Source organism: Microcystis aeruginosa NIES-2549 (assembly GCF_000981785.2).
Taxonomy (GTDB): domain Bacteria; phylum Cyanobacteriota; class Cyanobacteriia; order Cyanobacteriales; family Microcystaceae; genus Microcystis; species Microcystis aeruginosa_C.
On sequence record NZ_CP011304.1, the window covers coordinates 180,726 to 204,895 of the forward strand.

A 24,170-nucleotide genomic window follows, 5' to 3' on the forward strand; every position below is an offset into this window, starting at 1 on the left:
GGTGGTTTGCCTTCTCCCTGCTTTAACAACTTCTGCTGTTCACCAGTAGTAACAAGCAGATTTCTAGTCGATAATTAGGGCAATTTTCCCCGTCACCGAACCAGTTTCTAGCAATTGATGGGCGCTGATAGCTGCCGCTAAAGGGAAGGTTTGGGAGAGATGAATGGTTAACTTTTTCTCGTCAATTAAACGCGCCCCTTGTCTGAGAATTTCTGTTTGATATTTTTGCGCTTCTGGCAGTCCCATCAAAGCCGGGGTTAACATTAATTCTAAACTAATCCGCAAATTGCGATCGCGGGCTTCCTTCCAGCTGCCCGTAGGTTCCAAAATCGTCACCATATCGCCGTACACTCGCACCGCTCGGCAAGTTTGCCTAAAAGTTTCCCCTCCCACCGTATCAAAAGCGATATCTACTCCTTTCCCTGCGGTTTCTTGAAGTATCGCCGCGACAAAATCGGTTTGTTTGTATAAAATCGGGTAATCTGCCCCTAATTGCCGCACTAAACGCTCTTTATCGCTATTTCCCACCGTTGTATAAACTTTAGCCCCTTTCAGTTTCGCCAATTGAATCGCAACATGACCAACACCCCCGGCCCCGCCATGGATAAGTACGCTTTGTCCCGACTGAAGACGGGCGCGATCGTAGAGTGCTTCCCAAGCGGTGATTAAAACCAAAGGTACAGCGGCCGCCTCAGCAAAAGAAAGAGATTTCGGCTTGTGAGCCAGATAATCCGCCTCGATTAGGGCATATTCAGCATAATTTCCCGTGCCAGCCCTGCCCAGTCCGCCGCTACAAAAGTACACTTCATCCCCGGGGCGAAAATCCTGCACCGCCGACCCAACGGCCTCGACAATTCCCGCCCCGTCACAGCCCAAAATGGCTGGCATTTGCTCGGGGTAAAAAGTGCCGCGTTTACGAATTTTTGTATCAATAGGGTTGACACCAGCCGCTTTTAATGCTACTAAAACCTGATGCGGTTGACTAATTTTCGGGGTGGGGACTTGCTGAAGTTGCAGCACATCCACGGCGGTCATGAGGATAGCTTTCATTCTATCTATTCGGGATTAACCCACATTAACGTCTGGCCAAATTCTACCGGTTCACCGTTAGCGACGGCGATTTCGACGATTTGCCCGGCCACTTCCGCTTCGATTTCGTTCATCAACTTCATCGCTTCGATGATACAGACCGTTTGTCCGACCCGGACTCGATCGTTTTTTTCCACGAAAGAGGGTTCATCGGGAGCGGGAGCGCGATAAAAAGTGCCGACCATGGGAGAGGTAATCGCCAGCCATTTTTTATCAATAGCGGCGGCCGCGGGTTCGGGAGTGGGGGTTTCTGGGGCCGGGGTGGGACTGGCGGCTACCACTGGAGGGGCGACCGGGGCCGTCACCACCGGCAAGGGAGCGGGGAGAGGCCCAAGGGCAGTATTAACGGTTTCTTTGCGGATATTTAGCTCCAAATCTGCACTTTTTAGGCTAAATTCACTGATATCCGTTGCTGCCAATGTTTTGATCAGTTCTCGAATTTCGTTGTAATCAATAGTCACCGCTCTGAAATCCCCTCGCAAATAAAAAGCAACAAATCCAAATTCGCACCCACCAAACCGCCGATTTTTCCCATCTAGCGGCTAAGTTTTGGGAAACAGGCTCAGAAACACTGGCTTTAGTCCTAAACCCGTCCCTAAGCCCTCATTTCTGGGCTTCTCATCACAATTATTCCCGTCCCAGATAGGAACCATCCCTGGTATCCACTTTAATCCTTTCACCGATGGAAATAAACAGGGGAACCATCACCTGCGCTCCCGTTTCTACGATCGCCGGTTTCGTGCCACCGGTGGCCGTATCTCCCTTGACTCCCGGATCCGTATCGGTGATTTCCAAGATTACCGAGGTGGGCAATTCCACATCTAACACTTGCTCATTCCAAAAGAGAATATTAACTTCCATTCCCTCTTTCAGATACTTGGCTTGATCGCCCATCTGTGCCGGGGTGAGAGTTGCTTCCTCAAAAGTCTCCATGTCCATAAAGACAAACTGATCGCCTTCTTTGTAGGTGTGCTGCATGGTGCGCTTTTCGATCGTGGCTGAGGGCAAGGTTTCCCCCGCCCGGAACGTCCGTTCTACCACGTTGCCGGTCTGGACATTTTTTAACTTGGTTCGCACGAAGGCCGATCCCTTACCCGGTTTGACGTGCAGGAATTCCACCACCCGCCAGACAGAGCCATCGATCTGGATGGTTGTGCCACTCCGAAAGTCGTTACTCGAAATCATGAAATGCTGTTTAGGCCAAGAAAGATCAACATTCCATTTTACATACTCGCCGTACCGAAAAAAACTTTTTTATGGGAATTTGTCTGAATTGAAGCGCGGTGGACTAACCTAGGGGCAGCAGCTAAAAGTAAGTTAGAATTAATTGACTGACTGACATCTGAGAAGCGATATCAACCATGACGGGTGTGGACTTACAGCAATTATTACTAGAAAAATGGGGTCGTTCCTACGATATCCAGCTACGACGCATCAAAGATAAGGTTCATGTCCAGGTAATGTGGAAATATCTCGAACAAGCTTCTTTTCCCCTCTCCGAGTCTGAATATCTGGAACATCTCAATGCGATCGCTAATTATCTCCACGAATGGGGTGGTGTTAGTCAATTTCAAGCTTTTATCCGCGAAACCCGCGAGCGTCCCCGTCTCGGTAAAGCGGTTAGTCTGCCCCTAGACCTAGGTGAAAGGGCATCGGAATGGCTGCTCAGTGATCAGTGATCAGTTATTACAATTACATCATCGAAATTTGTGGGTATTATTCAAATATACTAGCATTACTGGGATGATTGGATTTTACTAACATTGAGAATACTTAAACCAATGATCTTATCCGCTTGATAACGAATAATCACATCATTATCTGTTAATTCGCTATCATCCGCAGGTAAAGATGGTTGATAAAAATTAATATACAAAATATCTGCTTTTGCATCATAAGCTGTCCAAAAATCTTGCTGAGGCAGAGCGTGAATCATCTTGGCGAAGTTAAGATAAGATTGAATATTAATGCTAGTTATGGCCATATTTGTTTCCTCTTGGTTAATTCACAAAGAAGACGGGTTAAATAAGCAGTAATAATAAATCCCTCATCTAATAATTCTCGATAAACAACGATTAGATATTTTCCAGAAACTATTTGTTTAACTGCCAACAATTCCTGCTGGTTTCCTACTAGGATTTTCTCAGGATAGCGGATGGTTTCCAATATCTCCGCTTGATACGATACTAATTCACTATGTCCACTGATAATGTGTTTCCATCTCTCCTCTGTCAGACGAATTAAAACCCCATTCTGAGAAGTTGTATGGAGATTCATAGGTTCCGATTTAGTGCAAATAGACCTTTAAACCACACTTTCAACCTGATGAACCTTATTCCACCGTGACACTTTTGGCTAAATTGCGCGGCTGATCCACGTCTAAACCGCGACGAGCCGCGATATGATAGGAGAGCAATTGTAGGGGAATTACCGTTAAAATTGGCGATAATAATTCCTCAACTTCTGGCACATACAACAAATCATTAAAGACTTTTGGTGCTTCCGTATCGCTATCGGCAACTACTCCCAATAATCGCGCATCCCTTGCTTTTGCTTCCTGTGCATTGGAGAGAACTTTATCATAAACTACCCCCGGCATCGCAATCGCTACTACGGGAACTTTTGCATCTAAAAGCGCGATTGGTCCGTGTTTCATTTCTCCGGCTGGATAGCCTTCGGCATGAATATAACTGATTTCTTTGAGTTTTAAGGCCCCTTCTAAGGCAATGGGGAAATTAATCCCCCGTCCCAAGAAAATAAAGTCTTGGGTGTCATTAAATTCATGGGCCAATTCTTCGATCGCTTTTTCCTGTTTTTCTAAGACAGTTTCGATCAACCTTGGCAGCGATCGCATTTGATTAATAATTTGCTCGATTCTCTCTAAAGACAAAGTTTGACGACGATAGGATAAATCCAAAGCTAAGAGATAAAAACCCAATAACTGGGCGGTAAAACTCTTAGTTGCGGCCACCCCGATTTCGATCCCCGCTTGGGTATTAATAATCTGATCGACCATTTGTGCTAGGGTACTTTCGGGGCGATTAGTAATCCCGATAATCCGGGCCTGATATTTTTTTCCTAATCCTAAACGACGCTGTTTTTCTGTTTCCAACGCCGCTAAAGTGTCGGCTGTTTCCCCCGATTGCGTCACCCCGATGGTTAAAGTATTGGGCATCAGGGGGGTGGGTGCATAGCGAAATTCCGAGGCGTACTGTACTCTTGTGGGAATACCTGCCAACTGCTCAATCAAGTATTTACCGACTAAACTGGCGTGCCAACTGGTTCCACAGGCTAAAATCTGAATATGTTCTAAATTATCGTAAATTTCTTCAGAAAAATTAATATTTATCGGGTTGACATTATCCCCATTTTGTGCTGTCCAATGGGGATGCAGATAGGTCCCTAAACAGTCGCGCACCACTCCTGGTTGTTCGTAGATTTCCTTGAGCATGAAGTGACGATAACCCTGTTTTTCTACGGTGGTCGGACTCCAATCGAGGACTCTGGGGCTTTTACGGACTCTTTTTCCCTCAAAATTATAAATTTCTACTCCCAAGGGTGTTAAGCGAGCGATTTCGCCATTATCCAAGGACAGCACCGCCCGGGTATGGGGAACCAAAGCACTGACATCGGAGGCACAGAAAAACTCCCCCTGACCAAAACCGATGATTAAAGGGGCGTGTTGCCGCACGACAATCAATTCATCGGGATAATCGGGACTAATTACCGCTAGGGCAAAAGCACCCTCTAAACGTTCAATTGCCTTTAAAACTGCCTTGAGGAAAGGACTCACCCCCAAGTCTTCTTCATCGCTAGGTTTGGGTAAATAACTGGCGATTAGATGGGGAATAACTTCTGTGTCGGTTTCTGAGTCAAATATACAGCCTTTTTCCTTTAATTCTGTTCTTAATGCCTGAAAGTTTTCGATAATGCCATTCTGTACCACTGCCACCCGTTGACTGTTATCGGTGTGGGGATGGGCATTACTTTCTACGGGTTTGCCGTGGGTTGCCCAACGGGTGTGACCGATGCCAATTTGGGAGGGATTAACTTCCTGTTCTAATTTTTCCCGCAGATTGTAGAGTTTTCCCTGGGCGCGGACTCGATGTAATTCACCTTCGAGAATTGTGGCAATCCCTGCCGAATCATAACCCCGATATTCCAAACGTTCCAAACCAGCTAGGAGAATATCGATCGCTGTTTGGGTTCCGATATAGCCAACAATTCCGCACATTCTTTCGCTCACCCCATTTAGGCTAAGTCCGATCTATTCTATCGCAAGCGTGGCGCTTGTTTGCTTAGAGCCTAAAGACGCAGGGGTAAGGGTAAAGTTTCCCCTATAGGAGAGTGGGGTGTGGGGAGAATAAATAAAAGCAATATAGATCACTCAGCAGCACACTTTGTTCTTTTTGTCAAAAAAACTTTCTCTTTGCAACAAAACTACACAATTAATTGATCAACGGGTTGGCTTAAAAAAGGCTCTTTAACTGCCATTTATTGCTGTTGCTGAATAGGTGAGTGTAGATTTAGCAAGGGTTTTCAGGATCACCAGACAGCTAAAAACCCTAAAAAGCACAGAAAAACCCATCATTTCATACCGCGAAATTATACCATAATCGCTGGAAGTATTGCAACCTCGTAAACAAATGAGAATTATTTTCAATAAATTCTTAAGAAAAGGTAAATATTGCGAAATGTAAATTCAAATATTCTCAACTATTAACGCTTGTTTGATATAAAAAACTTATAAAAGATAATTAAGTAGGTGGGTGGAATTAAATATAAGATGAACGTAGAACGTAGGTTGGGTTGAAGCATGAAACCCAACCCCCGCACGGGTTACGCTACCGCTAACCCATCCTACAAATAATTGTGCCTACCTACCCAACTTCACGGCAGGTTAATGGTAAGTATTCAAAGTTAATCGGTCTGATTTTCCCCTGAGTAAGGAAGATTTATCGAAACTATCACAAACAGTGCTAACCCATGAATCATATTTTTTCTGCTATTGATTTTCAGGCAATTAAAAATCACCCTAACTTTAAGGAAGACAGCGTTAGAGAAGTGATTATTTTACCTCTTTTAACAAGTTTGGGCTACCAAGAGGATAATATCGAAAGAAGTAAAACCCTACGGCATCCCTTTTTAAAGGTTGGCAGTAAAAAACGTCCGATAAATTTAATTCCTGACTATGTTCTCAAAGTTAATCAAAGTTATGCTTGGGTATTAGAGGCTAAAAAACCAACGGAAAATATCTACGAAGGTGATTCAGTAGAACAGGTCTATAGTTATGCCACTCATCCTGAAATCAGAAGTAATTATTTTGCTCTTTGTAATGGCCTAGAATTTAGTTTATTTAAGACCCTCGATACCAGTACACCTATCTTATATTTTTCTCTTGATGCAATTGCCGATAGTTGGCAAGAGTTGACCCAGTATTTAGCCCCAGATAGATTTCAAGTGGGGAAAAGTTTTAGTTATCAAAGCCATTCCCCAATCAGTCGCAAAACTTTTGACTACTCAAGTCGTCCCTTATTAGAACCAATTGAGGTAAAAAAACAACAAGCTAAAAGACATTTTGGTGTTCATGGATATTTTACTAAACAAGCATGGAATGTGGTGGCAGAATATATTAAAAACTTTAGTCAACCGGGAGATGTCATTCTTGATCCTTTTGGCGGTAGTGGAGTGACGGCAATTGAAGCTTTAATGAATAACCGCAAAGCGATTAGTATTGATATTAACCCTCTGGCTATTTTTCTTGTTAATTCTTTAATTAGTCCCGTTGATTTTGATGATTTAAGTCAGGCTTTTGAACGAGTTAAATTAGCCTACCAAGAGCGAGAACCGCAAACCAAAGAGGAAATAACAAAGATTCTCAATACCTATCCTTATCCCCAAGGTTTGAAACTGCCTAAAGGTTCTGATGTGGCTACTGTTGAACAGTTATTTAGTAACAAACAATTAGCTCAACTAAGTTTATTAAAACATTTGATTAAACAAGAACTAAACGAGAATGTTAGAGAGTCTTTATTGTTAGTTTTTTCCAGTACAATCAATAAGTATAATTTGACTTTTCATTACACAAGAAGTGCGGCGGGGGGTGATAGTTCTGTATTTAGATATTATCGCTATAGAATTGCTCATGAACCTGGAGAAATGCCCTTAATAAAAATTTATGAAACTAAATTTAAAAAACTTGTTGCAGCTAAACAAGAAATGGAGTTTTATGTTAATAAAAACACCATCAACTATGCCAAAATTGTTAAAGGAACAGCGACAGACTTAAATTTTATTGAAAATGAAAGCGTTGATTATATTTATACCGATCCTCCCTACGGAAAGAAAATTCCCTACTTAGATTTATCAATAATGTGGAATGCTTGGTTAGATTTAGAAGTGACGGAAAAGGACTATCAATTAGAAGCTATTGAAGGTGGAACAATCCAAAAAAGTAAACAGGAATATAATCAATTAATTGCCCAAAGTATTCGAGAAATGTATCGGGTTTTAAAATTTGAGCGATGGTTATCCTTTGTCTTTGCTCACAAAGATCCTGAGTTTTGGCATTTAATTTTAGATACGGCAGAAAGTTGCGGATTTGAGTATGTGGGAGCAGTGCCACAAAAAAATGGACAAACGAGCTTTAAAAAGCGGCAAAATCCCTTTACAGTTTTATCAGGACAGTTAATTATTAATTTTCGGAAAGTTCCCACTCCCAAAGCGGTAATGAAAGCTAACTTAGGCATGGATATCACCGAGATTGTCATGCAAACTGTTGAAGGAATTATTGCTAAAAATGATGGGGCAACCCTAGAACAAATTAACGATGAATTGATTATTAAAGGTTTGGAATTAGGGTTTTTAGATTTACTAGCCAAGGAGTATTCAGACTTGACTCCAATTTTGTTAGATAATTTTGATTATGAGGAAAAGACTGAATTATATACCATCAAAAAAGATAGTAAGTTTAAGTCAAAAATCGATGTTAAATTGAGAATTAAATACTATTTGATTAGCTATTTGAGAAGGATGGAAAGAGATAATAAAAGCTCTAGTTTTGATGATATTGTTTTTAATATATTACCTCTGTTAAAAAATGGCACAACTCCCGAAAATCAGACGATTCTAAGCGTCCTCGAAGATATTGCCCAGAGAGTTGGTGATGATAACTGGCGCTTAAAACAAGAAGGACAATTGAGTTTATTTTAAATCCAGTGGCAGCACACTTTTTTCTTTTTGTCAAAAAAACTTTCTCTTTGCAACAAAACTACACAATTAATTGATCAACGGGTTGGCTTAAAAAAGGCTCTTTAACTGCCAGTTGTTGCTGTTGCTGAATAGGTGAGTGTAGATTTAGCAAGGGTTTTCAGGATCACCAGACAGCTAAAAAGCCAAAAAAGCACAGAACATACCATCACTTCATACTGCGAAATTATACCATAATCGCTGGAAGTATTGCAACCTCGTAAACAAATGAGAATTATTTTCAATAAATTCTTAAGACAAAGATAAATATTGCGAAATGTAAATTTAAATATGCTCAACTATTAACGCTTGTTTGATATAAAAAACTTATAAAAAGTGGTAATTTTTACTGACTGATAACTGATTACTGAGACAAACTTTACACAGGAATGACAACTGCTGTTAAAGCGGCAGTAACCGCGTCCATCGGTTGATTACCGTCGATATGGTTAAGAGTCCCCTTTTGACCGTAATAATCTAAAACGGGGGCAGTTTGGTCGATATAAACCTGTAGGCGACGGGCGATGGTTTCTTTAGTATCATCTTGACGACCCCGTTGCATGAGACGCTCAATTAAGACCGTATCTGGTACAGCCAAATTAACCACAAATGTGTAACTATCGGCCAATTCTTCCAGTAATGCGTCTAAAAAGCTCGCCTGTGCCACCGTGCGGGGAAACCCATCAAGAATCCAACCCTTAGCACTGTCAGGCTGTTTTAAACGTTCCTGAATTAAACCTAATAACAACTCATCGGGGACTAATTCGCCCTTTTCCACATAAGCTTGTGCTTGTTGACCAAGTTCTGTCTTCTCTGTAATTGCTTGACGTAAAATTTCACCGGTAGAAATATGGGGAATCGTCAGAGATTCCGCTAATTTTGCCGCTTGGGTACCTTTTCCCGATCCGGGCGGTCCCAAAAATATCACACCGATCCGTTTGCTCATGGGATTAAATATAGGGTTTTAAGGGAAAAAATAACCAGTAACCGCTAAAAGGTCACTGGCTAACTATCTAACTACTGTTTAATCATGCCCTCATAGCGTTGAGAGATGACATAGGTTTGAATTTGTTTCGCCGTATCGATCGCCACCCCCACCAGAATTAACAGGGAAGTTGCCCCCAAACCGCGAAAAGTGGTGACACCGGTGGCGCTTTCTACTACAGTCGGCACAGTAGCCACCAAACTTAAAAAGAGAGCGCCCAAAAGGGTGAGACGATTCAGCACCCCTTCCAGATAATTAGTAGTAGCGGTCCCCGGTCGAATCCCCGGAATACTGGTCCCCATTTTTTTCAGGTTTTGGGACATATCCTTGGGGTTAACGATCAGGGAAGCGTAGAAGAAACTAAAACCGAGAATTAGTAAGCTATAAAAAGCCACATAACCCCAACTATCGGGACGCAGGGCATTAACCAACTGAACTAAAACCTGACCGACCGGGTTATCCGTGGGTAAAGCTTGCACCAATTGGAAAGGTAAGACCAACACTGCCGAGGCGAAAATAATCGGCATCACGCCCCCTTGATTGAGTCGTAGGGGTAGATAACTGGTTCTTTCCCGATAGAGACGACGACCCACCTGACGACGGGCAGAAACAATAGGAATCCGACGGGTTCCTTCCTGAACAAAAACAATGCCGATAATCATCACCAAGAAAACCAGCAAGAGAATCACCACTTGAGCGATCGCTTGTCGGCCACCCTGTTGGGCAAAAGTAATTGTATCACCGAGGGTTTTTGGTAAAACAGCGACAATGTTGACAAAAATCAGCAAAGATGCTCCATTTCCCAGACCGCGTTCTGTGATCAGTTCCGAAATCCACATCACGAACATAGAACCCGCCACTAAAGCGAGAACCGTAGCAGCGATCGAGGGTAAAGTTCCGGCCACAACGCCGTTAGCCACCAATAAACCGAGAGTAATACCGATACTTTGAATAATTGACCAACCAAAGGCAATATAACGGGTAATTTGGGCAATTTTTCGCCGTCCTGCCTCTCCTTCATTTTTCTGTAAATCTTCCAAAGAAGGAAGGGCAGCGGTGAGCAGTTGCACGATAATTGAGGCGTTGATATAGGGAAGAATGCCGAGGGCAAAAATCCCTAACGTCGATAATCCTCCCCCGGTGAACAGGTCAAGGATTCCCAAAGCGGCGTTACTTTGAATAATTTCTGCTAATCTTGCCCGATCCAAACCGGGTATCGGTACAAACATCCCAAAACGGAGCAGAATCAGTAAACCCAATGTAATCAACAAGCGACCGCGTAAACCGGCCGCCTGTGCCATTTGCATAAACGTTTCCTGTGCCGTGGGAGCCTTATCACGACTAACGACCATTAACAGTTACCTCTAGTGCAGTTTTTTTATGGGAAAAAGTAATCGAGGGGGAAAACTTTCTCGATTTTTTTAAGATTTCCCCTGTGTTTATTATGATATAGCAATCCGGTCTTGGGGATTGGGTGTTAGGGGTTGGGTGTAGGGTGTAGGGTGTGGGGTGTAGGGTGTGGGGTGTAGGGTGTGGGGAGAACAAAGCTGCCCTTTACCTTTTGCCTTTTGCCTTTTGCCTTTTGCCTTTTGCCTTTTATCTCCTGTCTCCGTTAAATTTCTTCCCAAGTACCTTGAGCGGCGGTAATTTTCTCTTTAGCACTATTGCTAAAAGCGGCGGCCTTCACCTTGAGGGGAACGGTAATTTCACCATCACCCAAAACTTTTAAAGGACCGTCGTTGCTGGTGAGAATGTTAGCTTTTAGCAGACTTTCTAGGGTAACTTCCGTATTAGCGGGTAAAGAAGCTAATTTTTTCAGATTAACAATCGTGTATTGACGGGGGTTAACCAAAGGAAAATGCTTTAATTTGGGAACCCGACGATAGAGGGGCATTTGTCCCCCCTCAAAACCGGGACGAGTCCCCGTCCCAGAGCGAGATTTTTGTCCGCGCATTCCCAGACCGCAACTAGCGCCCTGGCCGGCCGAGACACCCCGTCCCACACGACGACGGCGTTTAGTGGACCCCGGTTGGGGGGCGATTTCGTGGAGTTTCATGGTGATTTCTTTATGTGTACAAATGTTCTACAGATACGCCTCGATCCTTGGCCACTTCCGAGAAAGTGCGGAGAGTTTCCAGGGCGTTAACGGCGGCTCTAGCGTTATTGAGGGGGTTATCGCTACCGAGTTGTTTAGCGAGGATATTTTTCACCCCAGCTAATTCTAAAACGGTACGGACAGCACCCCCGGCAATAACCCCAGTCCCCGGAGCCGCCGGACGCATAAGCACCTGAGCGCCACCGGAAGCGCCCCGGGTGAGGTGAGTGATGGAACTAGCCTTAGTTAAGGAGACTTCAATTAGTTGTTTTTTACCATCGGCCACGCCTTTACGGACGGCCCCGATAACGTCTCCTGCTTTGCCGACTCCCACTCCCACCTGGCCGTTTTCATTACCGACCACGACGATGGCCCGGAAGCTGAGTTTTTTACCACCCTTAACCACTTTACTAACCCGGCGGATCTGGATGACCCGCTCTTGCCAAGTGGTTTCTTTTTCTTTTTCGCGGTTGCCTTTGCGACGTTTTGCCATAGTTTTATCAGTGTTGAAAGGATATTTTAGAAGTTTAAGCCGGCTGACCGAGCCGCTTCTGCTAAGGCTTTGACGCGACCGTGATAGAGATTGCCACCGCGATCAAAAACCACTTGTTCGATGCCTCTTTCTAGGGCCCGTTGGGCCACCAGTTTACCCACGGCAGCCGAGGCTTCTTGGGTAGCGGTGGATTCCAATTCCCCGCGCAAGGTGGCCTCTAGGGTAGAAGCGGCCGCGAGGGTGTGTTGGGCTACGTCGTCGATAATTTGGGCGTAGATGTGGTTATTAGAACGAAATACGGATAAACGCGGCCGTTCAGCAGTGCCATTAATTTTGCGACGCACACGCTGGTGACGACGACGGACTGATTCTTTGCGACTAAGTTTCATGGTTTATTTTTTACCTCCTTTACCGCCTTTAGCGCCTTTACCGCCAGCTTTACCAACTTTGCGACGGACAACTTCACCAAGATAGCGAATCCCTTTTCCTTTATAAGGTTCGGGGGGACGAACTTCGCGGATTTTAGCGGCAATGTTACCGACGGCTTCTTTGTCGATGCCACTGACGATAACTTGGGTGTTGTTTTCTACGGCGACGGAAACACCATCGGGCATCTCCATTTCCACCTGTTTACTGTAACCAACAGTAAGAACTAATTTACTACCCTGCGCTTGGGCGCGGTAGCCCACCCCTTGGATATCGAGGCGTTTTTGAAAGCCAGTCGCGACTCCTTCTACCATGTTGGCCACTAGAGTTCTACAGAGTCCGTGGCGTTCTCTGGCAGTACGCGAATCGTCTTGACGGGTAACGAGCAGGGTTTCGCCATCTTTATCGATGGCGACGGCGGTGGGTAGGGTTCTCTGGAGAGTTCCTTTAGGCCCCTTCACCGTCACGGTAGCACCATCGATATCGACGGTGACTTTATTGGGAATAGGGATCGGGCGTTTGCCAATACGAGACATAACAGTTATCAGTTATCAGTTATCAGTTATCAGGGAAGAGTTATCAGTGGGTCAGCTATCGGGTTTAAACTTGGAAAGGCTGACGGCTGATAGCTTATCCTTGTTTACCAGATGTAGCAAAGGACTTCGCCGCCAACGTTTTGTTTACGGGCCTCGCGATCGGTCATAATGCCTTTAGAGGTGGAAACAATGGCGATGCCAATGCCACCGAGGACGCGAGGTAAGTCTTTACTATTGGAATAAACTCGCAGGCCCGGTTTACTGACTCTGGTGAGGGTAGTAATGATCGGTTGACGGTTTTTGCCTTTATATTTGAGGGAAAGCACTAATTGAGATTTAATCCCCTCACCCACTTCCTCAAAGTCAGCAATAAAGCCTTCGTCTTTGAGAACTTGGGCAATACTGCGCGTCATCCGCGTGGTGGGGATTTGAGTAGTGGTCTGCCGAACCGCGCAAGCGTTACGGATGCGGGTCAGCATATCCGAGATGGTATCGTTAGCAGACATGAATTACCTGTTTTTCTCCTAAATTGGGATCAACATCAGTGGTCAGTTATCAGTTATCAGTGGGTCAGTTATCAGATTTGAGTATTAAGTGAGTAGTATTAAATAGCAGGTTCCTGCTGTCTTTTCACTCAATCACTGTTTACTGTTTACTGTTGACTGTTCACTGTTCACTTATTTACCGGTCACTGTTTACTTTTCTCTTGATTGATTTATCTAAAGGGCATTCCCATCTCTTTGAGGAGGGCGCGTCCTTCTTCGTCGTTTTTAGCGGTGGTGATGATTGAGATGTCCATCCCGCGAATTTGATCGATTTTGTCGTATTCAATTTCAGGGAAGATCAACTGTTCACGAATGCCTAAACTGTAGTTACCACGACCATCAAAACTGTTACCACTGATACCGCGAAAGTCGCGAATGCGTGGTAAGGCCAGATTAATGAGACGGTCTAAAAAAGCGTACATTCGATCGCCGCGCAATGTCACCATGACACCCACGGGCATTCCTTCGCGAATTTTGAAGCCAGCGATCGCTTTTTTAGCTCTAGTCACTACCGGTTGTTGTCCGGTGATGGTGGACAGTTCTTCCTTGGAAGACTCCAAAGCTTTGGCATTTTGTGAAGCTTCCCCAAGACCGCGGTTAACAGTAATTTTGATAACTTTAGGTACTTGGTGGATATTGGTATAACCAAATTGTTCTTTCAGTTTCGGAACAATGGTTTCTTGATAGGTGGTTTTTAGTCTTTGGCTCATAGTTTTGCTGCTTACTTTTCCTGGGCTTGGTCAGGAACTAGAATTGATGGGAAACTAATCGATAATTTCGCCAGTTTTCTTCAGTATCCGCACTTTCCGACCGTCTTCGGTAAAGGTATAACCCACCCGACTGGCGATTTTTTTCTTCTCGGAATAGAGCATCACTTTGGAACTGTGAATCGGTGCTTCGTAGGTAACGATTTGACCCGATTCCCCTTCCTGTTGGGGTTTAGTATGTTTGGTGCGGATATTAACTCCCTTGACCACCACGGTGCTTTCTTGGGGTAGGGCCCGTAAAATTTCGCCCACTTTGCCCTTATCGGAACCAGCGATTACCTGAACCACATCCCCTTTTTTAACGTGCATTTTTTGCCTTTGGGGCGGGGTTTGAATGTTTTTCTTACTCATTTTTTTTGACCTCAAAGTGTGAAAAGTTTTAGACTAGCCATCAGCCAATTGCCTTGGTTCTTTTCACTTTGATCAGAGAACTTCTGGGGCTAAGGAAACAATTTTGGTGTAATTTTTATCGCGCAATTCCCGAGCGACCGGACCAAAAACCCGCGTACCTTTGGGATTACCGTCATTATTAATAATCACGGCGGCGTTATCATCAAAACGGATGCTCATACCGCTATCGCGACGGACAGTTTGACGGGTCCGCACGATCACCGCAGTGACCACATCGGATTTTTTCACGGGCATATTGGGGATAGCGTCCTTAACCACGGCGATAATTTTGTCACCGATGCCACCGTAGGTACAGTTACCTGTTCCCAGAACCCGCAGACACATCAGTTTCCGCGCCCCGCTATTGTCAGCGACATTTAAGTAGGTTTGTTGTTGAATCACGGTTTTTACCTAGGTGAAATTTAATTATCGGTTAATATTTCCGCCACTTGCCAACGTTTGGTTTTACTGAGGGGGCGGGTTTCACGAATACGAACTCGATCGCCTTGTTTGGCTTGATTTTCTGGGTCGTGAGCCTTAAATTTCTGGGTTTTCACGACGATTTTGCCGTATTTAGGGTGAGGAGAGCGGTTTTCAATGGCTACCACTACGGTTTTATCCATTTTGTCGCTGACTACTACCCCAACTCTTTCTTTAACTGCCATAGCGGGTTATGCCTCCGGGGTGGACTGGGCTAGTTGGCGCTCCCGTTCTACGGTCAATAATTGGCCGAGACGGTGGCGGGTGTGTTTAAATTCGTGGGTTTTTTCCAAGCGGCGGGTGGCCTGCTGCAAACGCAATTCAAACAGTTTCTTTTTGGCATTGAGGATAGCATCGGCGATTTCCTCATCGCTCATCTTCCTGACTTCGGCGATTTTTGGTAGAGCCATTAGACAAAATCCTCCTCGCGAGTGATAAATTTGGTCTTAATTGGTAATTTTTGAGCCGCTAGGCGCATTGCTTCCCGGGCTACCGGTTCGGCTACCCCGGCAATTTCAAACATAATGAACCCCGGTTTAACCACGGCTACCCAGAATTCGGGGGAACCTTTCCCTGAACCCATCCGAGTTTCTGCAGCCCTTTGGGTGACGGGTTTATCGGGAAAAACGCGAATCCAGATTTTGCCACCCCGACGGATATAACGAGTCATTGCCCGTCTGGCGGCTTCGATTTGACGGGAAGTAATCCAACAGGGTTCGGTGGCTTGCAGGGCGAAATCGCCGAAATTAATCGTATTTCCGCCAGTGGCCAGCCCGCGCATCCGTCCGCGCTGTTGTTTGCGGAATTTTGTTCTTTTGGGACTTAACATGAGCTATTTAGCGATGATAAATATGAGGGATCAGCCTTCGCTGGAGCGATCTTCAAACTGTTGACGGCGACGCTGTTGACGGCGCGGTGCTTGAGCGGGAACGGCGGCGGCAATTTCTTCTTGGCCGGGGATAATTTCGCCCTTAAAGATCCAAACTTTCACGCCTAGAATCCCGTAGATGGTGCTGGCGGTTTTGTAGGAGTAATCGATATCGGCCCGCAGGGTATGCAGGGGAACTCGTCCTTCCCGCACCCATTCAGTCCGAGCGATTTCTGCCCCGTTGAGACGGCCGCTAACTTGAATTTTGATCCCTTTGACTTCGGCCCTTTGCGCCCGTTGGATGGCCTGGCGGACCACACGACGGAAGGAAACCCGTCTTTCTAGTTGTTGGGCGATGTATTCGGCGATCAGGTTGGCATCGGCATCAACGCGAGCCACTTCGATGACGTTAATGCGAATTTGACGCTGGCCACCGAGGGCTTTTTGTAAACCTAGGCGCAGCTGTTCGATTCCCGTGCCACCACGACCGACGACGACCCCGGGGCGAGCGGTGTGGATGGAAATATCTACTTGATCGGCCTTGCGTTCGATGCGAATATCGGCGATACCGGCATTAGCGAGGTTTTTTTCGACGTATTCACGAATGCGGCGATCTTCTTGCACTAATTCGGGGTAACGTTTCGCGTCGGCATACCAGCAAGATTTATGATCTTTGATAACGCCGAGACGAAAACCGAGGGGATGGATTTTTTGTCCCATTGTGGTTTTTTTAGTTAAGGTGATTAGTCTTTGTTGCTAGGAGCGACGGCGACGGTGATATGACAGGTGGGTTTGCGAATTTGGTAGGCGCGGCCTTGGGCCCGGGGTCGAAAACGTTTTAGGGTCGGTCCGCCATCGGCAAAGGCTTGGCTAACCACCAAAGTGGCGGGATCGAGTCCTTCGTTATTTTCGGCGTTGGCAACGGCGGAACGCAGGACCTTCAGGATCGGGTCACAGGCCCGGTAGGGCATGAATTCGAGAATAATTAGGGCTTCCCGATAGGAGCGACCGCGGATCTGATCGAGTACCCGTCTGACTTTCAGGGGTGACATCCGAATATAGCGGGCGATCGCTTTGACTTCGTTAGAGGTATCGATGGTCATTTCAGTTATCAGTTATCAGTTATCAGTTATCAGTTAGGTAGGGTGGGTTAGGCGACGACAACTTATAAGACTTAGTTATTAATTTATCTAGTCGCCGTAACCCACCATCTCATGGTTATCTGAACGCTGACCGGGGGCTGACGGTTTTAAGATAACCGCCCACCGATCTATTTCCGTCCTGCTTTTTTATCGCTCTTGGCGTGGCCGCGGAAGGTGCGGGTGGGAGCGAATTCACCGAGTTTATGACCGACCATCTGCTCGGAAACGTAGACGGGAACGTGCTGTTTGCCGTTGTGAACGGCGATCGTGTGACCGACCATATCGGGAATGATTGTCGAGGCCCGGGACCAAGTTTTAATCACTTGTTTACTGCCCTGGGCGTTGAGTTTTTCGATTTTTTCCATCAGGTGGCCAGCGACAAATGGCCCCTTTTTCAGTGAACGACCCATAATTTTCAGTCAAAAGTAAAGTAATAATTTCTAACCCTGGTTACGACGGCGCACGATCAGATCGCTACTGCGTTTTTTCTTGTTGCGAGTTTTGCGACCGAGGGCGGGTTTACCCCAGGGAGTCATCGGGCCGGAACGTCCGATGGGAGCGCGACCCTCTCCACCTCCATGCGGGTGATCCACTGGGTTCATGACGCTACCCCGAACATGAGGCCGTTGACCGCGGTGACGGGTACGGCCGGCTTTACCGAGACTGATGTTTCTCGCTTCGGCGTTACCGACTTTTCCGATGGTGGCGTAGCATTCACGCCGGATCATGCGGACTTCTTTGGAGGGGAGGCGGATGGTAACATAATCGCCTTCTTTGGCTACCACTTGGGCGAAACCACCAGCGGCCCGCACCATTTGACCACCGCGACCGGGGACGAGTTCGATGTTATGAACTTCTGTCCCTAGGGGGATGCGACTTAAAGGGAGGGCATTACCCACCTCGAAAGGAGCGTTTTCTCCGGCGATGACGGTATCACCAACGCCTAAACCGGCGGGGGCGATGATGTAGCGTTTTTCCCCGTCTTTGTAGAAAAGCAGGGCAATGCGGGCGTTACGGTTAGGATCGTACTCGATCGCCGCTACTGTGGCGGGAATATCCCGTTTATCGCGACGAAAATCGATCATCCGGTAGAGGCGCTTATGGCCGCCGCCCCGGTGACGACTGGTGACGACACCGCGATTATTACGCCCCTGTTGACTGTGTTTGTGGTAAGTTAGGGACTTTTCCGGTTCGGTTTTGGTGATCTCTTTAAAGTCGGAGATGGCCGCCTGCCTTGTCCCGGGGGTTAAAGGTCTAAAAGAACGAATACCCATAGTTTAGTTTTCCGTTATCGGGTTTCTTGGTGGTTATACGTCGGGATAGAGAGCGATCGAGTCGCCTGCTGCCAGGGTGACGATCGCGCGTTTGTATTGGGGTTTGTAACCGAGGAAACGGCCGACGCGTTTTTTCTGACGAGAGGGGCGGCTGGTGTTCACTTTCGTTACTTTCACGTCAAACAGCAGTTCGATCGCCGCTTGAATTTCCGGCTTGGTCGCTTTCAAGGCGACATCGAAGACGTATTTATTTTGTTCTAGGAGCAGGGTGGCTTTCTCGGTCACGATCGGCTTTAGGATCAGATCGGCGAGTTGCCTGGCTTCAGTTTTAAGCACCATAGACCTCCTCAATTTTGGCTAGGGCTGCGGCGGTGGCGATAACTCGATCGGCTAGGATGACATCATAGACGTTGAGACTATCGGCGCGAATAATTTTGAGATTGCAGATATTACGTCCCGATAAATAGACATTTTCGGGAATTTCCGTCAGAATCAGCAGAATTTTTTCCTCTGGACTGGCTCCCCAGCGAGCTAAGGCAGCGGTGAGTTCTTTGGTTTTGGGTTGGGAGAATTGTTCGGCGAAGCTTTCCACCACAATAAAGTTATCGGCCTGGCCGATCAAAGCGGTTCTCAGGGCTAATCTTTTCTCCTTGCGGTTGACCTTAACTTCAAAATCTCTGGGTTTTGGTCCGAAGATGACACCGCCACCACGCCAGAGGGGAGAACGGATCGAACCAGCCCGGGCCCGACCGGTGCCTTTTTGCCGCCAGGGTTTGCGACCACCGCCGCGCACTTCCGAGCGGGTTTTGGTGGAGGCGTTACCTTGACGGGCCGCCGCTAGATGGCTGATGACGACGCGGTGAATTAGGTGTTTGGCGGTTTCGGGTTTAGCGGTTTTCAGTTCCAGTGTGCCTGTTCCCGCTTCTTCCCCTTGCCAATTTTTGACTGTGTAGTTAACCATGGCTTTAATCTTTCCTTGCCCTATTTACCAAACTTCTTGGCGGGGGTGATGTTTAACAGGGTTCCTGGTTTACCCGGGACGGCTCCTTTGATCAGGATCAGGTTGCGTTCGCTATCGATTTTGACCACGGACAATTTGCGGATGGTCACTTGGGTGGATCCGTATTGTCCAGCCATTCTCTTACCCGGGAAAACCCGGCCAGGGGTAGTACCGGCACCGGTGGAACCGGGGAGACGGTGGTTTTTGGAACCGTGGGTCATGTTACCGCGTTTGAAGTTATGACGTTTTTGATAGCCGGAGAAACCTCGTCCGATGGTGGTTCCAGCCACATCGACCAAATCGCCTTCCTGGAAGATGGCGGCGGTAATTTCTTGGCCTAAAGTGTAAGCGGATGCGTCCTCAAGGCGGTATTCGATTAAATGCCGCAGGGGGGAGACTCCAGCTTTGGCTAAATGACCGAGCAGCGGTTTATTGAGGGCTTTTTCTTTGACGGTTTTGTATCCCACTTGGATGGATTCATAACCGTCGGTTTTTTTAGTTTTGACTTGGGTGACGGGACAGGGACCGGCCTGAACGACGGTGACGGGAATGGCGACTCCCGTTTTGTTGTCGAAGATTTGGGTCATGCCCAGTTTTGTACCGAGGATACCGATAGACACGGATTGTTCTCTTTATCTTTACTAGACGACAATCAAAAATAACGTGGCCGTGGCTATAGGAGCGGAAAATATTTTTCCCGCTTTATCAGCCTGCCCAACTTGAATGACTTTTTTGGAGTTATTTAAGCTGGCATCCCGTTAAATTCGTAAGTAAGACTAGACAGGGTTGCTGGTTCTGCCTAGATTGTTGCTGGTCTTTGTTTCTTGAGGACTTAAAGGGTTTATCTTCAGTATCCCGGCGAAGACCGATTGACCAAGGCGGTTCTGCTGGGCAGTGCCTTCAGCACCACCTAAAACCGATTTTGGCCACAATCAAACATCATATAATATTTATGACTTTTTAGGCAAGAGGTTTTTTCAGTCACCAGAAATGATAATATCTAGTCTGGTCAAATTACCTGTGAGCGGTCTTCCGCAGCGATGGGGGCAGACCGAGCCAAGAGCCAATAGGTTTAATTATGGTGATTATCTTAATGGTGAGGTAGAAAGTTTTGGTTTTGGGGAATCGGTCGTTGGTGGTCGATAGCAAATTAGGTTACGCTTATTGAGGGGAAATACCGTCAATGGGGGGGGATGACAGCAGGGTACTATCATCCCTTGTTTGGAGGTTAAATCGCTTCGAGATCTTTTTCTCCGGTACGGATGCGGACGATCTGTTCCACGGGGGAGATGAAGATTTTACCGTCTCCGATTTCACCGGTACGGGCTGCCGAAATCAGCTTATCGACGACCATATCGACTTGCTTATCTTCGACGACGATCTCGATCTTGAGTTTTTGGAGAAATTCGACGGTATACTCGGAACCGCGATAACGTTCCGATTGACCTTTCTGACGACCGAAACCTCTAACTTCGGAGACAGTCATGCCGACAATGCCCGCGTTAACTAGGGCGATTTTCACCTCTTCCAGTTTAAAGGGTCGGATAATCGCTTCTACTTTCTTCAAAATATCTATCTCCTCGTTGCGTGACGATACCTTCTTGGTGAATTAACTGTTAATTCTAAACGCAGAATCCCGACAATAGCGCTTAAAGTCATGATTTCTTCAATTATTGGCCTTGGCCAAAGTCTTCCGTCATGAAAAATCTCCAGGGTGGGAATTAGCCCACCCGAAGCCATAAATAAACCAACTAGAGAGATAATCCTAACTGAAGACCGAAAACACCGTGAACTAGCAGTAAAATCAGGGCAATACTGCCGATATAGGCGTGAATAGTCCGGAAAAGTTCTTTTTTACCGCCAGCGAAGCCCGTGAGGGACAATAATCCATTGAAAGCTAATAAACCAATCGCGATCGATCCTGTCCAGAAATGGCTGCTTTCGAGGATCGGATGTTTCTGCATGACTAGGGATAAAATACCGCCGGTGTAACCGAGAGCGATAAATAAAAACAGCCAAGGGGCGAGTTTGCGGTGATCAGCCCGATTTTTGTCCACTACTTCCCCATCTTGGCTTAAACGGCTTTGCCAACCGGCATAGGCAGTATAACTACCCATAACTAAAACCACGATCCCCATCATGACTGGATGTCCCCAATGAACGATTGGTTCGGGAGTTCCGAGACTGCGAAAGGCAGCGGCGATCGGCTCTAGCGCATCACTTAAACTTTGATTCATCTTTGTTACCTAACTTTACAAAACCCTTTTGCCTAAGATTTTAGCCGATCTCCGACCCGGAAAAACTGCGGTTAGCCGAAAAAATGTCAAGCCTTTGCTAAATTTCTTAACATTTCAGCTAGAGATGAGCCGAGAAATATAGAATAAAGGCAGGGGAAACTAGGGATCCCCACGGGGATTAACCCCTAGGAGGGCATTATGACTTATCTGCTCAAAGATCGACGATCGGCTGGGAGACTATTAGCTAGTTACTTGACAGAATATACCAATAGTGCTAGGGCGCTAGTGTTGGCTTTGCCCCGGGGCGGGGTTCCGATCGCCTTTGAAATTGCCCAAAGGTTACATTTACCCCTAGATCTGTGTTTAGTGCGAAAATTAGGTGTACCTGGGCAAAAAGAGTTAGCTTTTGGCGCGATCGGTCAGAATGGTGTGCGGGTAATCAATGAAGGTATCGTTGAAGACTTGCACCTATCGCAGGCGATGATGGAACGGGTAGCAAAGGAAGAAAAGATCGAATTAGAGCGACGCAATCGCTTGTATCGAGGGGAGCGGCCCTTTCCTGGCTTGACGGGAAAAACGATTATTCTAGTAGATGATGGTATCGCTACGGGAGCAACGATTAAAGCGGCGATTCTGACCCTTAAAGCTAGAAATCCCGCTGCTATTATTATTGCTGTTCCTATTGCCCCAGTGGAAGTCTGTGATCAATTAGAAAAATTAGTCGATCGAGTAATTTGCCTACATAAACCCTACGAATTGAGATCGATTTCTCTGTGGTACGAGGACTTTTCCCAAACCAGTGATGAGGAAGTGCAAACACTTTTGGCCAGCGTCGATAGTTCTTTGATTCCAGTTTAGGGAAGAGGGGAGAGGGAATCATGAATTATGAATTATGAATTAGGAAGTGGGGAAAAGGGAGACCACTTCGTGCGCGTTGCGGGGGGAGAATAAATAAAAGTAATCTCCTAAATTCTGAATTCATAATTCCACAGCATCGGTATCAACGGTATTGGTTGGGGAAGAAACTTCGGTTTGATTATTTACTTTCCCGGGACGGCGATTGCGATAATCAAGAACTAATCGTGATAATTCCGTGGTTAAAAGGGTGAGGACAATACCATCATCAATCCAACCAATAATCGGGAAAACGTCGGGAGAAATATCGAGGGGACTAAAAAGATAAACCATAGTTCCCAGAATGATAATCCAACGATATTGGGGGTGAGTGATTTTGCTGCTGTACCAGTTGTAAAAAGATTCAACAATCGGTTTCATTAATTTTTCCTCGTTGACTGGGATAATTTAATTTTGTCAGGTTCTCCTTGGGGCTGATAGTGGGGTTTTACCCCCCATTATGTAGGGTTATCCCCGCTAATTAATCAAAAAAAATGCCCCGAAGAAAATTCACCTTTAGGGATGAGCCTGAAGTATTATTACTGGATGATTAAGAAGGGAGATAGGGGCATCTTTTCCCGTCCAGGCGTTGGTTAGCTCGCCAGTCATCTACTGGCCGCTGGAAAAATTGTAACGTATTCGTTCACGGGTTTCCATTAATAGCTGACCGAGCATATTCAATCCAGTTCCATCTCCACCATCACCCCAGTATCTATCATTTTTTGTATGCTCAATCAGCGTTAGATCACCGGTTGAAAGTATCTTTTCAGTTAAGTCAGGATGTTGTGTAAATTTGGCATATAGAGCCTCTCGCATCACATCATCTTTTATGATTTCCCAATCTCGACGCAGTGGTCTGCGACGATCCCGTCCCATCTCGGCCGCTTCTCGTGCTGTTTTGGCTTGTCGAATTTCTTCTTCATGAGGAGTATTAACAAACTTCTGAGCCTGAAAGTAATGTTCTGAGGTAGGCCATATTCTATCTTTTAGATGGATTGGGTATGGTGCAAAGTTCGAGAAAAACCCGTAAGGCTTATTTAAATGGTAAAACTTAATAGGCTCACTCAGAGCGTCGCTTGTATAGTCGATAGCATACTTCGCTAGAGTTGTTTGGATAAGTGTATTAATTTCCCGAGGAAGTGTTGCAATACCTCCGCCAATTGCATAACCTGGTATTGAGCTTTGATTTTGCCATCCTAAAACATCCCATCCCTGATCAAGCAGAAACTTTATATATTCCAAGTCAGATTCAACAACTTGTTGGTGAGTACGTCCGCCATAATCACTGTAAGTCATTGTAGTAATGGGAGCAATTTGCAAACGCCTTTGTAATGTGGAGTATTTACCTCCCATCAGAGACTCCATCGCTTGCATGACCGCTGCTTGATTGGCTCCTGATGTATTAGTATTCCAATGACCGGATTCATAGGTCTGGTGAATTGTGACAGTTTGAGCATAGTTAGCCGAGTAGGTGATAGCAACACCAGGGGATCCTATACTGATCAGCTTTTGTGCTTCAGCAATAATAGCGAGAGCTTGATCAAATGCGGAAAGATTGTTTCCGCTTTCGTCTTTGTAAGGCAAGTAAAAATTGAATAAACTTCCCATGATAAGCACTTTGATTGAACTGACAAGCGATCAAACAGAGATGAATGCCGATTATGGCGGTCTTCATATTTATAAACTAAAGGATGCGGGAAA

Annotated in this window: 33 protein-coding genes; 3 read left to right on the plus strand and 30 right to left on the minus strand. The window is 46.0% G+C overall.

Annotated elements, in window-relative coordinates:
• Positions 1–63 precede the first annotated feature (63 nt).
• The 3 genes from myaer_RS00910 to efp form a co-directional block, all read right to left on the minus strand.
• Positions 64–1,050, minus strand: a complete 987-nt coding sequence (locus tag myaer_RS00910; protein ID WP_046660581.1) for a zinc-dependent alcohol dehydrogenase family protein — start codon at positions 1,048–1,050, stop codon at positions 64–66.
• Between the two features lie 5 nt (positions 1,051–1,055).
• Positions 1,056–1,550, minus strand: a complete 495-nt coding sequence (gene accB, locus myaer_RS00915) for an acetyl-CoA carboxylase biotin carboxyl carrier protein (RefSeq protein WP_046663561.1) — start codon at positions 1,548–1,550, stop codon at positions 1,056–1,058.
• A 166-nt stretch (positions 1,551–1,716) separates the two neighbouring features.
• Positions 1,717–2,274 carry an elongation factor P gene (efp, locus tag myaer_RS00920; protein ID WP_046660582.1) on the minus strand — a complete coding sequence of 186 codons (558 nt, stop codon included), beginning with the start codon at positions 2,272–2,274 and terminating at the stop codon, positions 1,717–1,719.
• A gap of 176 nt (positions 2,275–2,450) precedes the next feature.
• Between efp and myaer_RS00925 the strand changes: the two genes are divergently transcribed.
• Positions 2,451–2,768, plus strand: a complete 318-nt coding sequence (locus myaer_RS00925; RefSeq protein ID WP_046660583.1) for a DUF3067 family protein — start codon at positions 2,451–2,453, stop codon at positions 2,766–2,768.
• A 56-nt stretch (positions 2,769–2,824) separates the two neighbouring features.
• On the opposite strand, the gene myaer_RS00930 is transcribed toward myaer_RS00925, so the two are convergent.
• Genes myaer_RS00930 through glmS form a run of 3 tightly spaced genes read right to left on the minus strand, consistent with a single transcriptional unit; the run spans position 2,825 to position 5,323 of the window.
• Positions 2,825–3,073 carry a DUF2283 domain-containing protein gene (locus myaer_RS00930; RefSeq protein WP_046660584.1) on the minus strand — a complete coding sequence of 83 codons (249 nt, stop codon included), beginning with the start codon at positions 3,071–3,073 and terminating at the stop codon, positions 2,825–2,827.
• Entirely contained in the window at positions 3,064–3,366 is a 303-nt protein-coding gene (locus tag myaer_RS00935) for a hypothetical protein (protein ID WP_046660585.1), read from the minus strand. The genes myaer_RS00930 and myaer_RS00935 overlap by 10 nt, the downstream gene beginning before the upstream one ends.
• A gap of 55 nt (positions 3,367–3,421) precedes the next feature.
• On the minus strand, positions 3,422–5,323 hold the full coding sequence (gene glmS / locus myaer_RS00940; RefSeq protein WP_046660586.1) for a glutamine--fructose-6-phosphate transaminase (isomerizing): 1,902 nt from the start codon (positions 5,321–5,323) through the stop codon (positions 3,422–3,424).
• A 752-nt stretch (positions 5,324–6,075) separates the two neighbouring features.
• Here glmS and myaer_RS00950 point away from each other — a divergent pair.
• Positions 6,076–8,301: a DNA methyltransferase gene (locus tag myaer_RS00950; protein WP_046660587.1), complete on the plus strand. Its 2,226-nt coding sequence runs from the start codon at positions 6,076–6,078 to the stop codon at positions 8,299–8,301.
• A gap of 415 nt (positions 8,302–8,716) precedes the next feature.
• On the opposite strand, the gene myaer_RS00960 is transcribed toward myaer_RS00950, so the two are convergent.
• From myaer_RS00960 to myaer_RS01065, 22 genes are all read right to left on the minus strand, one after another.
• The gene (locus myaer_RS00960; RefSeq protein ID WP_046660588.1) at positions 8,717–9,283 is read right to left on the minus strand and encodes an adenylate kinase; all 567 of its coding nucleotides are present in this window, start codon (positions 9,281–9,283) and stop codon (positions 8,717–8,719) included.
• A gap of 71 nt (positions 9,284–9,354) precedes the next feature.
• On the minus strand, positions 9,355–10,674 hold the full coding sequence (gene secY / locus myaer_RS00965) for a preprotein translocase subunit SecY (RefSeq protein WP_046660589.1): 1,320 nt from the start codon (positions 10,672–10,674) through the stop codon (positions 9,355–9,357).
• A 260-nt stretch (positions 10,675–10,934) separates the two neighbouring features.
• Positions 10,935–11,378 carry a 50S ribosomal protein L15 gene (gene rplO, locus myaer_RS00970; protein ID WP_002753896.1) on the minus strand — a complete coding sequence of 148 codons (444 nt, stop codon included), beginning with the start codon at positions 11,376–11,378 and terminating at the stop codon, positions 10,935–10,937.
• A gap of 10 nt (positions 11,379–11,388) precedes the next feature.
• Complete coding sequence (rpsE, locus tag myaer_RS00975) at positions 11,389–11,910, minus strand: 30S ribosomal protein S5 (protein WP_002757584.1); 522 nt, start codon at positions 11,908–11,910, stop codon at positions 11,389–11,391.
• Between the two features lie 26 nt (positions 11,911–11,936).
• Entirely contained in the window at positions 11,937–12,299 is a 363-nt protein-coding gene (gene rplR / locus myaer_RS00980; RefSeq protein WP_002746610.1) for a 50S ribosomal protein L18, read from the minus strand.
• A 3-nt stretch (positions 12,300–12,302) separates the two neighbouring features.
• On the minus strand, positions 12,303–12,872 hold the full coding sequence (gene rplF, locus myaer_RS00985; RefSeq protein WP_046660590.1) for a 50S ribosomal protein L6: 570 nt from the start codon (positions 12,870–12,872) through the stop codon (positions 12,303–12,305).
• A gap of 104 nt (positions 12,873–12,976) precedes the next feature.
• Positions 12,977–13,378, minus strand: a complete 402-nt coding sequence (gene rpsH, locus myaer_RS00990) for a 30S ribosomal protein S8 (protein WP_002734721.1) — start codon at positions 13,376–13,378, stop codon at positions 12,977–12,979.
• Between the two features lie 209 nt (positions 13,379–13,587).
• Entirely contained in the window at positions 13,588–14,127 is a 540-nt protein-coding gene (gene rplE / locus myaer_RS00995) for a 50S ribosomal protein L5 (RefSeq protein ID WP_002780091.1), read from the minus strand.
• Positions 14,128–14,181: 54 nt separating this feature from the next.
• Entirely contained in the window at positions 14,182–14,535 is a 354-nt protein-coding gene (rplX, locus tag myaer_RS01000) for a 50S ribosomal protein L24 (RefSeq protein WP_002733835.1), read from the minus strand.
• Between the two features lie 72 nt (positions 14,536–14,607).
• Entirely contained in the window at positions 14,608–14,976 is a 369-nt protein-coding gene (rplN, locus tag myaer_RS01005; protein ID WP_002732358.1) for a 50S ribosomal protein L14, read from the minus strand.
• A 20-nt stretch (positions 14,977–14,996) separates the two neighbouring features.
• Positions 14,997–15,239, minus strand: coding sequence for a 30S ribosomal protein S17 (gene rpsQ / locus myaer_RS01010; RefSeq protein WP_046660592.1), 243 nt, complete (start codon positions 15,237–15,239; stop codon positions 14,997–14,999).
• Between the two features lie 6 nt (positions 15,240–15,245).
• Entirely contained in the window at positions 15,246–15,464 is a 219-nt protein-coding gene (gene rpmC / locus myaer_RS01015) for a 50S ribosomal protein L29 (protein WP_002771048.1), read from the minus strand.
• Positions 15,464–15,883 (minus strand): 50S ribosomal protein L16, encoded by a 420-nt coding sequence (gene rplP, locus myaer_RS01020; protein WP_002734310.1) that lies wholly within the window; start codon positions 15,881–15,883, stop codon positions 15,464–15,466. The genes rpmC and rplP overlap by 1 nt, the downstream gene beginning before the upstream one ends.
• Positions 15,884–15,913: 30 nt before the next feature.
• The gene (gene rpsC, locus myaer_RS01025) at positions 15,914–16,642 is read right to left on the minus strand and encodes a 30S ribosomal protein S3 (protein ID WP_002733683.1); all 729 of its coding nucleotides are present in this window, start codon (positions 16,640–16,642) and stop codon (positions 15,914–15,916) included.
• A 23-nt stretch (positions 16,643–16,665) separates the two neighbouring features.
• Positions 16,666–17,025, minus strand: a complete 360-nt coding sequence (rplV, locus tag myaer_RS01030) for a 50S ribosomal protein L22 (RefSeq protein WP_002746605.1) — start codon at positions 17,023–17,025, stop codon at positions 16,666–16,668.
• Positions 17,026–17,192: 167 nt separating this feature from the next.
• Positions 17,193–17,474: a 30S ribosomal protein S19 gene (gene rpsS / locus myaer_RS01035; RefSeq protein WP_002753908.1), complete on the minus strand. Its 282-nt coding sequence runs from the start codon at positions 17,472–17,474 to the stop codon at positions 17,193–17,195.
• Positions 17,475–17,504: 30 nt separating this feature from the next.
• The gene (gene rplB, locus myaer_RS01040; protein WP_046660593.1) at positions 17,505–18,338 is read right to left on the minus strand and encodes a 50S ribosomal protein L2; all 834 of its coding nucleotides are present in this window, start codon (positions 18,336–18,338) and stop codon (positions 17,505–17,507) included.
• Positions 18,339–18,371: 33 nt separating this feature from the next.
• A complete protein-coding gene (locus tag myaer_RS01045; RefSeq protein ID WP_002771034.1) occupies positions 18,372–18,677 on the minus strand; it encodes a 50S ribosomal protein L23 in 306 nt (101 codons plus the stop codon).
• The gene (gene rplD, locus myaer_RS01050; protein ID WP_046660594.1) at positions 18,667–19,299 is read right to left on the minus strand and encodes a 50S ribosomal protein L4; all 633 of its coding nucleotides are present in this window, start codon (positions 19,297–19,299) and stop codon (positions 18,667–18,669) included. The genes myaer_RS01045 and rplD overlap by 11 nt, the downstream gene beginning before the upstream one ends.
• A gap of 20 nt (positions 19,300–19,319) precedes the next feature.
• A complete protein-coding gene (gene rplC / locus myaer_RS01055) occupies positions 19,320–19,958 on the minus strand; it encodes a 50S ribosomal protein L3 (RefSeq protein WP_002746597.1) in 639 nt (212 codons plus the stop codon).
• Between the two features lie 608 nt (positions 19,959–20,566).
• Positions 20,567–20,905 (minus strand): P-II family nitrogen regulator, encoded by a 339-nt coding sequence (locus tag myaer_RS01060; RefSeq protein WP_002787863.1) that lies wholly within the window; start codon positions 20,903–20,905, stop codon positions 20,567–20,569.
• Positions 20,906–21,089: 184 nt separating this feature from the next.
• Entirely contained in the window at positions 21,090–21,575 is a 486-nt protein-coding gene (locus myaer_RS01065; RefSeq protein ID WP_046660595.1) for a DUF4079 domain-containing protein, read from the minus strand.
• Positions 21,576–21,773: 198 nt separating this feature from the next.
• On the opposite strand from myaer_RS01065, the gene myaer_RS01070 reads away from it, so the two are divergent.
• Positions 21,774–22,433 (plus strand): phosphoribosyltransferase, encoded by a 660-nt coding sequence (locus myaer_RS01070; protein ID WP_046660596.1) that lies wholly within the window; start codon positions 21,774–21,776, stop codon positions 22,431–22,433.
• A gap of 120 nt (positions 22,434–22,553) precedes the next feature.
• Here myaer_RS01070 and myaer_RS01075 read toward each other — a convergent pair whose 3' ends face one another.
• Both myaer_RS01075 and myaer_RS01080 read right to left on the minus strand, forming a co-directional pair.
• Positions 22,554–22,850, minus strand: a complete 297-nt coding sequence (locus myaer_RS01075) for a YkvA family protein (RefSeq protein ID WP_046660597.1) — start codon at positions 22,848–22,850, stop codon at positions 22,554–22,556.
• A gap of 228 nt (positions 22,851–23,078) precedes the next feature.
• The gene (locus tag myaer_RS01080) at positions 23,079–24,077 is read right to left on the minus strand and encodes an NADAR family protein (protein WP_235614789.1); all 999 of its coding nucleotides are present in this window, start codon (positions 24,075–24,077) and stop codon (positions 23,079–23,081) included.
• Positions 24,078–24,170: the final 93 nt, after the last annotated feature.